The organism is Nocardia sp. NPDC049149 (assembly GCF_043197455.1).
Taxonomy (GTDB): Bacteria; Actinomycetota; Actinomycetes; order Mycobacteriales; family Mycobacteriaceae; genus Nocardia.
Genome location: NZ_JBICTD010000006.1, coordinates 366,910 through 378,658, shown reverse-complemented (window position 1 = coordinate 378,658; position 11,749 = coordinate 366,910). Strand labels below are relative to the sequence as shown.

Sequence of the window (11,749 nt, the reverse complement as noted above, 5' to 3'; positions counted from 1 at the left end):
CCCCCGGCACCAGAGCCGGAACGGCCAACACCGGATCGCAGACGACAGCCCGGCCTGGGTTGACCTTCACTGCTCAGACCACCCACCCTCACTGCCCGAGCCCATTGCCCCGGCTCGAGCCAGACACCCTCGCCGCCCGCGCCCATCGCCCCGCCACTCAGCCATCGCCCCCGCCGCCCGAGCCCCATCGTCCCCGCCACTCGAACTGGAACGTCGAACACCGGATCGCAGACGACGACAGCCCGGCCCGAATCAACTCGCACTGCCCAAGACAGTTACCCCGCGCCACCCAAGCCCATCGCCCCCGGCACCAGAGCCGGAACGGCCAACACCGGATCGCAGACGACAGCCCGGCCTGGGTTGACCTTCACTGCTCAGACCACCCACCCTCACTGCTCGAGCCCATTGCCCCGGCTCGAGCCACCCACCCTCGCCACTCGAACTGGAACGTCGAACACCGGATCGCAGACGACGACAGCCCGGCCTGAGTCAATTCTCGCTGCTCGAGCCCATTGCCCCTCGCTGCTCCAGCCCATTACCCTCGCCGCTCGAGCCACTCACCCTCGCCGCTCGAGCCACTCACCCTCGCCGCTCGAGCCACTCACCCTCGCCGCCCGAGCCACTCACCCATCGTCACTCAGGCCCGGCCGTGCTCATCCCTCAGAACTGATCCTGTTCGTAGTCCGAGCTGACAATCTCGTCCGAGTGCGTCGCGCCGATCACGTCGGGTGTGGATTCACCGAGTGGGCCGGTGAGATCGTCGTTGCCGGTGGCACTTTGGTAGGGCTGCACGGTGCGCGAGTGTTCTTCCTCGTCGTTGCGTGCGCCTGCGGCGCCGGGGGCGCCGCCCATGAAGCTGCTGCCCGAGCCTGCGGTGGTCGTGCCGGGGGTGCCGGTGGTGCCTGGGCCGAATGTTGTGCTGCCTGGCATGCCGCTGATCGGGCGGACCGGGGAGACGGAGCCGGGCGTGCCGGTGACGCTTGGCACCTTCGGGATCGACGGGGTGCCTGTCGTTCCGGGTCTGCCGCCGGTACCGGTCGGGCTGCCTGAGCGGCTCGGGCTGCCGAACAGGCTGCTGCTCGGCGAGCCGGTGTGGGTCGAGGTCGGGCTGCTGTGGGTCGACGCGGTCGTGGTCGACGGTGTGCCGGTGGTGGACGAATTGAGGCCTGCGGTCTGTGTCGCGGTATCCGTCGCGGCCGACTGCGCCTGCTCGAGAATCGGCTGACCGACGTTCTGCGCCAACGCTTGTGCGACTTCCTGCGGCGCAGGCCCACCGCCCGGTGCGACCAACTGCTGCACCAGCCCGCTCAGCTCGCCGGTCTTGCCCGACAGATCACCGCGGGTGGCGTTGACAATGCCGACGGCCTGGCCGAGGTGCTCGGTGGCGGACGCCATCAGCGTGGCCTGGGCGGGTGGGGTCAGGATCACCGGCGCGAGCGCGGTCGCCTGGGTGGCGAACGACGATGCGACGCCGAGCAATTGGGCGTTGCCCTGCTGCACCACCGCGGCGGCGCGCTGGGTGAGCTCGGAGATGTCGATGCCGCGCTGACTGGTCTCCTGGCCTTCGGTGTTGGCCTTCTGGCTGGCGGCTTGCGCGCTGCGGGAGGCCTGGCTCTGCCACAGTTGCTCGACGGTGGTCATGCTGCCTTTGCCGACCGTCATAGCCATGTCGATGACCTTGGAGGACTGGCTCAGGATCGCGGTCGGGTCGAGCGCGCCGATGATGCCGGTGCCGAAGCTGCTCAGCAGGCTGAGGATCGGCTGCATCAGCACGTCGACGCCGGGCAGCGCGGGCACGGCGATGCCCTGCATGAGCGCGGCGACCGGGTCGGCGGGCAGTGCGGGCAGCGAGGTGGGGATCGCGGCTTGTGCCTGGTTGATCGCGGCGGACACCGAGGTCGGGGCACCACCGAGGGCGCCGTTGAGCACGCCTTGAGCCTGGTCCAGAGTGCCCTGCGCGGCCTGGGCGATCGGGGCCGCCGCGTGCTGGACTGCGTTGTGGGTGTCGCCGAGCAGCGCCGAAACATCGGACGGGACACCGGAAATGACCGACGTGTCCGGTGCAGGGTTACCGCCGAGTCCCGGCAATCCGCCCGGCATGCCGACCGCGTTGTGCTGGTCCTCGCTGATCTTGCGGGCCAGCACGAACTCCGGCGGCTCGATAGGCGGCAGATCCTCGGGCACCTGCCCGAGTGGCAGGTCGATGACCGCCTGGTTTTGCATCGAGTCCATGACGGCCTGCTGGCCGATTGCGACATTCTGGTCGGCGGCGTGCGCCATCGCGTGTTCTTCGGGCGCGATCACCCCGGTGTCGAGCGGTTTCACAGCGCACCCCCTAGCGAGGTGATCGAACCGGCGTTGACCCCGTCGGTGACGTCGTACGCCGCGGCGGCGCTGAACGCGGACTCCGACAACTTGGCGTATTTCGCGGACAGATCGTTGATGTCTTTGGCCTGCAATACCTGAGCAGCGGCGAACATCGCCAAATAGTCGACACCGATCAATCCGAACACCGGCACGAGTGCCGAGACGTTCTTGACCGCGTCGAAATTACCCGCCCCCGCAAGATCACCGGCGATGCCCGCGTTCGTGGCGGCGAACGCCCGGACCGCGTCGGTCTCTACCGAGAGATCACTCATCGAGTTGCCCCCCAAATCGTCGTGCACATCAGTGTCGTGAACTTCTTCGTCGTCACCATCTGCCCATGCCGAACGGCACGGCCGCTTCGGTTGGGCTCAATATAGCGGACGGTACCGGCAAGTTTCGAGCCTATGACGACGTTCTGGCAGGGACAACGGCAGGAATAACCGCATCTCGACCCGCCGAGCGGTTGCGACCCGACGAACAAACTGGAACGCGTTGCAAATTAGAACAAGTTCTATATTCTCGACGGCATGAAGGTCGCAGTCACCGGCGCAGCCGGCTACCTTGGCACGAACCTGCTCCGCCTGCTCGTCGCGCGCGGCCACGAGGTCACCGCCATCGATCGCGTGGTGCCGCAGACGGCCACCGAGCCGAACGTCACCTGGATGAGCGGCAACGTGCTCGACCAAGCATCGATGCGGGAAACACTGGCCGGCGCCGAGATCGTCTACCACCTCGTCGCGGTGATCACCCTCGCGGAGAAGAACGACCTCGCCTGGAAGGTGAACACCGAAGGCGTGCGCGTGGTCGCCGAAGCCGCGCTCGAGGTCGGCGCCCGCCGCATGGTGCACGCCAGCTCGATCCACGCGTTCAACCAGTACCGCTGCGGCGGGCGGATCGACGAGACCGCCCCACGCTCCACCGACACCACCCTGCCCGTCTACGACCGCTCCAAATGGGCGGGCGAGATCGCCTTGCGCGCGGTGATCGACGAGGGTCTCGACGCCGTGCTCTGCAACCCGACCGGCGTGTTCGGCCCACTCGACTACAGCAAGCCACTCTCCCGCATCAACCGCACCCTCAAAGACGCTGCCCATGGCCGCATTCCGGCGATGATCGGCGGCGGCTTCGACCTCGTCGACGTGCGTGACGTCGCCGAAGGACTGATCCTCGCGGGCGAGCACGGCCGCACCGGCGAGAACTACCTGCTCGGCGGCGAGATGATCTCGATGCTCGACCTGTGTCGCCTGGCCGCGGGCCACGGCGGCAAGAAGGGCCCGAAGTTCGCCATCTCTCCCAAGCTCGTCGCCGGCGCGATCCCGGTGCTCGCCCCGATCGGCAAGCTCTTCAACTCCGATATCGTCTCGAAAGCCGCACTGGGCGCGTTGATTTCGGCCCCGCTCGTCGATCACGCCAAGGCCGAACGCGAACTCGGCTACCGCCCGCGCCCCACCGACGACACCGTCCGCGACCTGGTCACCTTCTTCGCCGACCCGACCGCCCTGACCCCGCCGGACGCTCGACAGATCGCCTGACCCGCCGACCTCACGGGCCGCCGGGCGGGAAGCATTGGTTCGCAATGAAATTCCGGCGCTGGCGCCGGAACACATCGTTGAGTTCCTTGCGGAACACCAGCGGCGCCTCGTTGACGTCGATGAGTCCCAGCTCGACCTGTTCCTGCACCACCAGCGCCGCCTCGGTCGCCGCTGCGGCGCTGACCACCGCGGCGAAGTCCTTGGAGATGACGGTCCCATTGGCCAACTGTTTGGGCGCGGAGATGCGCGTCGGCACCGAGATCGGGGTGATCACCGGCACGCCGTTCTGCAGGAAACCGAACGCGATCGGAACACATTGCGTCTGTTGACTATTGGCCCCGAGATCCCGGAAGACGAACGCCGTCGGACTGAACCTCGGCATCGCCGAGGTCGGCGTCGGCGCGGCCCCGCCACCCGACGGCGCGGGTGCAGGCGCCTCCTCGGCGGGCGCGTCGCCGGACGAGGATCCGCCCGCCGGTGGCGGATTCGACGTCTCCTCAACGACAGTCACATCGGTCCCGGACGTCTCGGCGGTGCCGGTCTCCGGATTCACCGTCACCGTGCCGACGACCTCGCCGCTCTCGTCGACGACCACACCGATGGCTCCGCCACCGCCGCCGCCCGAATCGCCGCCCGTCGAACCACCGCCCGAATCGCCGCCGCTCCCACCGCCGCTGAATCCCCCACCGAATCCCCCACTGCCCGAGCTGAATTCCTCGACGACCGTGACGCCATCGATGTCTTCCTCGTCACCCTCTTCCGCGGCCTCGGTCTTCGGTGTGAGGTCATCGTCGTGCTCGTCGACCATCACCCGAGGATATGCCGGTCCCAAAGGCTTTTCCGGCGAACTCCGCAGGTTGGGGCGAATACCGGACCGCGAGAATCATTTACACCCCCGACGGGGCACGTCCCCGTGGCAGGCGAAGGAACCTCGCCGATCGAGGTCAAGATTTCGCAGGCTCGCGCGAGGATTCGTAGTAGCCGGGCGCGAAAATCGCGATTGCCCGGACTCCGTAGTTCTCATCGTCCTCATCGAGTGGATCGTCTTCGTCGTCATCGATCCATGGGACCCAGAGACCGAGGCCTCGGTCGTGGAATGTGAAGCCCTCAGAGCCTTTTTCGGGGTCACCGAAGCCGTTCTCGCCGAGTTCGGCGAGTGCCTCGGTGTGATGACGCCTCATCAGGTACAGCCATTCGTCATCGACAGCAATGGCTGTTTCGGGCTCGTGCACTTCGATGAATGCGACGCGGTCGGCAGCGTCGTAGTCCACTCTTACTTCTTCCCCCTCCCCCGAGCGGTTCAAGCGATCGGACCAGGGGCCGGTTGGCTCGGGGCCGTCACCTCCGCGCCAGGAGTCGATGGGAGATTTTGGACTCCACCGAGCGTGCACTTCGTCTCGATGCTCACCCAGCAGCACGACCGTTTCCAATTCCCCGCCGCGGGTCTCGTAGAGCCCCTTGTTCGTGACGAACACGTAGTCGCCGCTCATTCACCCTCACCCTTCGCCCCGCCGTCGACAGGACCAGGCTATGGCCCCTTGCCGTCGCACGCTTCCCCTCAGCGAGAAGTTCGCACTCCGAAACCCACCTCGCGTGCACCATGACCAGCGCCGATCCGACCAGCTCACCCCGGCGAAGACACCCGCCTACAAGGCAAACGCAGTGATCCCAACACAACGAACGCTTGCAAACCCATGGGAACACATGTTCGACTGGAGGGGTGCGGTGGCAAAACCAAACCCTGGATGCCGACGACGGCGCCCTGCCCGGACTGACCCGGGCCGGGTTGACGCGCACCGTGCAGACGCCGGAATTCGAGGGCATCACCTTTCACGAGGTGCTGTGCAAGAGCGCGTTGAACAAGCTGCCGGAGAATTCGTCGATGTCGTTCCAGTGGACGATCAATCCGATGCGCGGTTGTTCGCACGCCTGCCGGTATTGCTTCGCAAGGCCGACGCACGAGTATCTGGATCTGGACGCGGGCCGCGATTTCGATTCGCAGATCGTGGTGAAGACGAATATCGCCGCGGTGCTGCGCAAGGAGCTCGGCAGGCGGTCCTGGCATCGCGAACCGGTCGCGCTCGGCACCAACACCGATCCGTATCAGCGGGCCGAGGGGCGATACCGGTTGATGCCCGGCATCATTCGCGCGCTCACCGATTCGGGGACGCCGTTCTCCATCCTCACCAAGGGCACGCTGCTGCGCCGGGATCTGCCGCTGCTTACCCTGGCCGCGCGCGAGGTGAAGGTGAGTCTCGCGGTGTCCATCGCCATCTTCGACCTCGATCTGCATCGCAGTCTCGAACCGGGCACACCATCGCCGAAGGCGAGGCTGGAGCTCGTCCGTGCGCTGTCGGACGCGGGGTTCGAGGTGAATGTGCTGGTGGCGCCGGTCATTCCCTATCTCACCGACGGCAAGGCGCACCTGGACGAGCTGTTCGGCGCGATCGCCGACGCCGGGGCCCGGTCGGCGGTCGCGTTTCCGATGCATCTGCGTGGCAGCACCAGGGGCTGGTTCCTGAACTGGCTCGGCGAGCACCATCCCGCGCTGCTACGACGCTATCGCCAGCTCTACGGCCGCGGCGCGTACGTGCCGCCCGAGTACTCGACTTGGCTACGTGGCCGCCTCGATCCGCTGCTCGAACGGCACGGCCTGACACCGGAAAAACCGGCCGAACCGGAGACACAACCGGAAAGTCCGCACGCCGCCGACCCGCAGCTGGCATTGTTCGCCTGACGCCTGAACCGGCAGTTCTTGTGGAACCGCACATATCGGGCGGACGCACCGCGTGGTGCGGAGTAGTTTGGCGATGGCACCCTCTCATCGACGAGGAAGTGAAGCAGGCACATGGTTTCGCACCACAATGATGTCGGCACTACCCAAAACGATGCCGGCGCAGCGAAATTGGAAAAGGTCGTCATTCGGTTCGCCGGAGACTCCGGTGACGGCATGCAGCTGACCGGTGATCGCTTCACGCACGAAGCGGCCGCGTTCGGCAACGACCTCGCTACCCAGCCCAACTTCCCCGCCGAGATCCGGGCGCCACAGGGCACGTTACCTGGTGTTTCGTCGTTCCAGATCCAGATCGCCGACTACGACATCCTCACCGCGGGCGACCAGCCCGACGTGCTCGTCGCGATGAATCCGGCGGCGCTCAAGGCGAACCTGGAGGATCTGCCGCGCGGCGCCACCGTGATCGTGAACACCGACGAGTTCACCAAGCGCAACCTCTCGAAGGTCGGCTACCCCGCCGACCCGCTCGGCGACGACACGCTGTCCGACTTCGTGGTCCATCGCGTTCCGATGACCTCGCTCACGCTGGGCGCCACCGAATCCACCGGCGTCGGCAAGAAAGACGGGCAGCGCGCGAAGAACATGTTCGCGCTCGGGCTGCTGTCCTGGATGTACGGGCGCCCGATCGGCGGCACCGAACAGTTCATGCGGGAGAAGTTCGCGGCCAAGCCGGAGATCGCCGAGGCCAATGTCCTGGCGTTCCGCGCAGGCTGGAATTACGGCGAGACCACCGAAAGTTTCGCAACCACCTACGAAATCGCGCCGGCGAAGCTGCCCGCCGGTACCTATCGGCAGATCACCGGCAACACCGCGCTCGCCTACGGTCTGGTCGCGGCGGGGCAGCTCGCCGGGCTGCCGGTTTTTCTCGGCACCTATCCGATCACGCCCGCCTCCGACATCCTGCACGAGCTGAGCAAGCACAAGAACTTCGGCGTCACCACCTTCCAAGCCGAGGACGAGATCGCCGGAATCGGTGCGGCACTTGGCGCTTCGCTCGGCGGCGCACTTGGCGTCACCAGCACGTCCGGGCCTGGGCTCGCGCTCAAGAGCGAAACCATCGGCCTCGCGGTGATGACCGAGCTGCCGCTGCTGGTGATCGACGTGCAGCGCGGCGGGCCGTCCACCGGCCTACCGACCAAGACCGAGCAGGCCGACCTGCTGCAGGCACTGTACGGGCGCAACGGTGAATCGCCGGTCGCCGTGCTCGCGCCGCGCTCCCCCGCCGACTGCTTCGCCACCGCGGTGGAGGCGGCCAGGATCGCGCTCACCTATCGCACGCCGGTGCTGTTGCTGTCCGACGGCGCGATCGCGAATGGTTCTGAGCCGTGGTCGATTCCGCGTGTCACCGAGCTCGCGCCCATCGATCCGGCGTACGAACCCGACGGGGACGACGCGGATCCGTTCCAGCCGTATGCGCGCGATCCGGAAACCCTGGCAAGGCCGCTCGCGGTGCCGGGCACCAAGGGGCGCGCGCACCGGATCGGTGGACTGGAGAAAGCCGACGGCAGCGGCAACATCTCCTACGAGCCGGCCAATCACGAACTCATGGTTCGGTTGCGCCAGGCCAAGATCGACGGAATCGCCGTGCCAGACATCGAAGTCGACGACCCGGACGGTCGCGCCGAACTGCTGCTCATCGGCTGGGGCAGCTCCTACGGTCCGATCGGTGAGGCCTGCCGCAGGGCCCGACGACGCGGGGTGCCGGTCGCCCAGGCGCACCTGCGTCATCTGAACCCGTTGCCCGCCAACCTCGGTGCGGTGCTGCGCCGGTATCGCACGGTGGTCGCCCCCGAGATGAACGGCGGTCAGCTCGCCATGCTGCTGCGGGCGAAATACCTGGTCGAGGTGCAGCCGTGGACGAAGATCGCGGGCACCGCGTTCTCCGCGCAGGAACTCGTCGGGGTCATCGACGCCGCGCTGGACGGGTCGATCGAGGACATGGAACACGACAAGGCCTTCGCCGCTCGCGCGCGGGCTGTCTATCGGACTGGGGGCAACGAATGACCATCATGGAAACCTCGCTTGTCGGCACAGATCTCGGCCTGACCGGGCTGTCGGGCGTACCCGCTGCCGACGGTCCGCAGAAGGTCAAGGACTTCACCTCCGATCAGGAGGTGCGCTGGTGCCCCGGGTGCGGTGACTACGTCATCCTCGCCACCGTGCGCGGCTTCCTCGCCGAGCTCGGATTGCGCAGGGAGAACCTGATGTTCGTATCCGGGATCGGCTGCTCCAGCCGATTCCCGTACTACCTGGAGGCCTACGGCATCCACTCGATTCACGGCCGTGCGCCCGCCATCGCCACGGGTCTCGCGGTGACGCGGCCCGACCTGTCCGTATGGGTGGTGACCGGTGACGGCGACGCGCTGTCCATCGGCGGCAACCACCTCATCCACGCGCTGCGCCGCAACGTGAACATGACGATCCTGTTGTTCAACAACCGGATCTACGGCCTCACCAAGGGCCAGTACTCGCCGACCTCGGAGCAGGGCAAGATCACCAAGTCGACTCCGATGGGCTCGGTGGACCACCCGTTCAACACGCTGTCCATCGCGCTCGGCGCCGAAGCCACCTTCGCCGCGCGCGCTTTGGACTCCGACCGGGCCGGGCTGACCGAGGTGCTGCGCGCCGCCGCCGAGCACCGCGGCACCTCGTTCGTCGAAATCCTGCAGGACTGCCCGATCTTCAACGACGGCTCCTTCGACGCGCTGCGGCGCGACAACGCCGCCAACCATCTGGTCCCGCTGCATCACGGCCAACCCATTCGGTTCGGCGCCGACAACGAATTCGCCGTCGTGCAAAGCGGTTTCGGCTTGGCGGTGGTGCGCGCCGACACCGTGGCGGAGTCCGACATCGTGGTGCACGACGCCTACGCCGACAACCCCGAGTACGCCTACGCGCTCTCTCGTCTCTCCGACCAATCCCTCGACCATGTCGTCACCGGCATCTTCCGCAGTGTCGCCCGGCCCACCTACGACGACGGTGTTCGCACCCAGCTGACCACCGCCCGCGAACGCAAGCCGGTCGACGAGAACTCGCTGCAGAACCTGCTGAACGGCCAGGAAACCTGGACGGTCAGTTAGGGCCGCTGCTCGAAGCGACCGCCTAGCGCCCGTCAGGGCTTGCCTCGGCCAGGGACCGGACGATCAGCTAGGGCCCGTTCGAAGGGACTGGCCCGCCTGGCTCCCGCTGGGGCGTGCCTCGGCCGGGCGGCGCAGCCGGTAGCGAACCGGGGCGGCTCCGGCGCGAACCGAGACAGCCCCTGGCGGATCGACTAGGACCTACCCCGGACTCCCCTGGCAACCGCCGCACACCTTTTGCGCCAACGCATAGCGACTCGCCGAGCCAACACCCATGTCAAAGGCGTGCGGCTTTCGAACCGAGGCGGCCCCGAGGCGGATCGACCAGGACCTACCCGAACGTCCCCGGCAACCGCCGCACACCTTTTGCGCCAACGCATAGCGACTCGCCGAGTCAACACCCATGTCAAAGGCGTGCGGCTTTCGAACCGAGGCGGCCCCGAGGCGGATTGACCAGGACCTACCCGAACGTCCCCGGCAACCGCCGCACACCTTTTGCGCCAACGCATAGCGACTCGCCGAGTCAACACCCATGCGTGTGTCGAAAGGTGTGCGGCTGACGCAGATCAGCTGCGCTTGGCGAAGCCGAGGTCGATGACGGCGTCGCGTTCTTGGGTGAGTTCGGCGACGCTGGTGTCGATTCGAGTGCGGGCGGCGGCGTCGATCTCCAGATCGGGGACGATCGTATAGGTGCCGTCGGCGCAGGTCACGGGGAATGAGCTGATCAAGCCCTCGGGAACGCCGTAAGAACCGTCGGAGGGGACCGCCATGGAGACCCAGTCGCCGGGTGCGGTGCCGCGGACCCAATCGTGGATGTGGTCGAGGGCGGCGCTCGCGGCGCTGGCGGCCGAGGAGGCGCCGCGCGCCTGGATGATGGCAGTGCCGCGCTGCTGCACGGTCGGAATGAAAACGTCGGTGACCCAGGCGGGATCGTCGATCAGGTCGAGGGCCCGACGACCATCGATGGTGGCGTGCGCGATGTCCGGGAACTGGGTCGCGGAATGGTTGCCCCAGATGGCGACCCGGGCAATGTCGGCGGCGGGCGCGCCGGTCTTCTTGGCCAGCTGCGCGATCGCGCGATTGTGATCGAGGCGCGTCATCGCGGTGAAACGCGCCGCAGGCACGTCGGGTGCGTTGCTCATCGCGATGAACGCGTTGGTGTTGGCCGGATTACCGACCACGAGCACCTTCACGTCGTCGGCGGCACTGGCATTGATCGCGGCGCCCTGCTCGGTGAAGATCGTCCCGTTGGCGGCCAACAGATCCGACCGCTCCATCCCTGCCGTCCGCGGCCGCGCGCCCACCAACACCGCGACGTTGGCACCCGAAAACCCTTGCCACGGATCGTCACTGATGTCGATGGACTCCAGCAGCGGAAACGCGCCGTCCTCCAGCTCCATCGCCACCCCCTCCAGCGAGGCGACCGCGGCCGGGATCTCCAACAGCCGCAGCCGCACCGGCGTCTCCGGACCGAGCATCGCCCCCGACGCGATCCGGAACAGCAGGCCATACGCGATTTGCCCCGCCCCACCGGTCACGGCAACGGTCACAGGCGCGGTCCGAGCAGCGGTACTCACGGCTAACTCCTTGCAGTAGACGGACTCCCGCCCCCAACCCTATCGACTCGCACCGCCCCCGAATCGCCGCGGTGAGCAACGCGACAGTGAACACCCCGCGCCTCGCAATCGCCATCGCGCAACCCAGTCAACGAGTGGCACACCACGGAGAGGTCCTCTCGCACTTTGCCGCAGCCATGTACCACTCGTCGCCAGGAATCGGACCCGCCAGCTCCCCTCGGGAGTTGGTCAGCTGATCACGGGGTAATGGTGGCGGCATCGCCCGAGAAGGCCCCGCCACCATTGCCCCCTCGGCAGGAACGCCCCACGCCTCGCAATCACCGCCCCCGGAGTTGGTCGGCTGATCACGAGGCACTGGTGGCGGCATCGCCCGAGAAGGCCCCGCCACCAGTGCCCCTCGGC

Annotated in this window: 9 protein-coding genes; 4 read left to right on the top strand and 5 right to left on the bottom strand. The window is 67.2% G+C overall.

Annotated elements, in window-relative coordinates:
- Positions 1–660 precede the first annotated feature (660 nt).
- The gene (locus ACGFNJ_RS25945; protein WP_393453190.1) at positions 661–2,325 is read right to left on the bottom strand and encodes a hypothetical protein; all 1,665 of its coding nucleotides are present in this window, start codon (positions 2,323–2,325) and stop codon (positions 661–663) included.
- The gene (locus ACGFNJ_RS25940) at positions 2,322–2,639 is read right to left on the bottom strand and encodes a type VII secretion target (protein WP_069166042.1); all 318 of its coding nucleotides are present in this window, start codon (positions 2,637–2,639) and stop codon (positions 2,322–2,324) included. The genes ACGFNJ_RS25945 and ACGFNJ_RS25940 overlap by 4 nt, the downstream gene beginning before the upstream one ends.
- A gap of 255 nt (positions 2,640–2,894) precedes the next feature.
- On the opposite strand from ACGFNJ_RS25940, the gene ACGFNJ_RS25935 reads away from it, so the two are divergent.
- On the top strand, positions 2,895–3,899 hold the full coding sequence (locus ACGFNJ_RS25935; RefSeq protein ID WP_393453186.1) for an NAD-dependent epimerase/dehydratase family protein: 1,005 nt from the start codon (positions 2,895–2,897) through the stop codon (positions 3,897–3,899).
- Between the two features lie 10 nt (positions 3,900–3,909).
- Here ACGFNJ_RS25935 and ACGFNJ_RS25930 read toward each other — a convergent pair whose 3' ends face one another.
- Both ACGFNJ_RS25930 and ACGFNJ_RS25925 read right to left on the bottom strand, forming a co-directional pair.
- Positions 3,910–4,707, bottom strand: a complete 798-nt coding sequence (locus tag ACGFNJ_RS25930) for a hypothetical protein (RefSeq protein WP_393453183.1) — start codon at positions 4,705–4,707, stop codon at positions 3,910–3,912.
- 136 nt (positions 4,708–4,843) lie between these two features.
- Positions 4,844–5,389, bottom strand: a complete 546-nt coding sequence (locus ACGFNJ_RS25925) for a hypothetical protein (RefSeq protein WP_393453180.1) — start codon at positions 5,387–5,389, stop codon at positions 4,844–4,846.
- Between the two features lie 230 nt (positions 5,390–5,619).
- Here ACGFNJ_RS25925 and ACGFNJ_RS25920 point away from each other — a divergent pair, with 230 nt between their 5' ends.
- From ACGFNJ_RS25920 to ACGFNJ_RS25910, 3 genes are all read left to right on the top strand, one after another.
- Entirely contained in the window at positions 5,620–6,636 is a 1,017-nt protein-coding gene (locus tag ACGFNJ_RS25920; RefSeq protein WP_393453177.1) for an Rv2578c family radical SAM protein, read from the top strand.
- 111 nt (positions 6,637–6,747) lie between these two features.
- Positions 6,748–8,697, top strand: coding sequence for a 2-oxoacid:acceptor oxidoreductase subunit alpha (locus ACGFNJ_RS25915; RefSeq protein WP_393453174.1), 1,950 nt, complete (start codon positions 6,748–6,750; stop codon positions 8,695–8,697).
- Positions 8,694–9,773, top strand: a complete 1,080-nt coding sequence (locus tag ACGFNJ_RS25910) for a 2-oxoacid:ferredoxin oxidoreductase subunit beta (protein ID WP_393453171.1) — start codon at positions 8,694–8,696, stop codon at positions 9,771–9,773. Before ACGFNJ_RS25915 ends, ACGFNJ_RS25910 begins: the two co-directional genes overlap by 4 nt.
- A gap of 563 nt (positions 9,774–10,336) precedes the next feature.
- Here ACGFNJ_RS25910 and ACGFNJ_RS25905 read toward each other — a convergent pair.
- Positions 10,337–11,347 (bottom strand): malate dehydrogenase, encoded by a 1,011-nt coding sequence (locus ACGFNJ_RS25905; protein ID WP_393453168.1) that lies wholly within the window; start codon positions 11,345–11,347, stop codon positions 10,337–10,339.
- Positions 11,348–11,749 lie beyond the last annotated feature (402 nt).

Bases quoted from the DNA above. Each gene is read 5' to 3' on its own strand.
- ACGFNJ_RS25940 (WP_069166042.1), bottom strand. From the start codon at position 2,639: ATGAGTGATCTCTCGGTAGAGACCGACGCGGTCCGGGCGTTCGCCGCC.
- ACGFNJ_RS25935 (WP_393453186.1), top strand. From the start codon at position 2,895: ATGAAGGTCGCAGTCACCGGCGCAGCCGGCTACCTTGGCACGAACCTG.
- ACGFNJ_RS25930 (WP_393453183.1), bottom strand. From the start codon at position 4,707: ATGGTCGACGAGCACGACGATGACCTCACACCGAAGACCGAGGCCGCG.
- ACGFNJ_RS25925 (WP_393453180.1), bottom strand. From the start codon at position 5,389: ATGAGCGGCGACTACGTGTTCGTCACGAACAAGGGGCTCTACGAGACC.
- ACGFNJ_RS25915 (WP_393453174.1), top strand. From the start codon at position 6,748: ATGGTTTCGCACCACAATGATGTCGGCACTACCCAAAACGATGCCGGC.
- ACGFNJ_RS25910 (WP_393453171.1), top strand. From the start codon at position 8,694: ATGACCATCATGGAAACCTCGCTTGTCGGCACAGATCTCGGCCTGACC.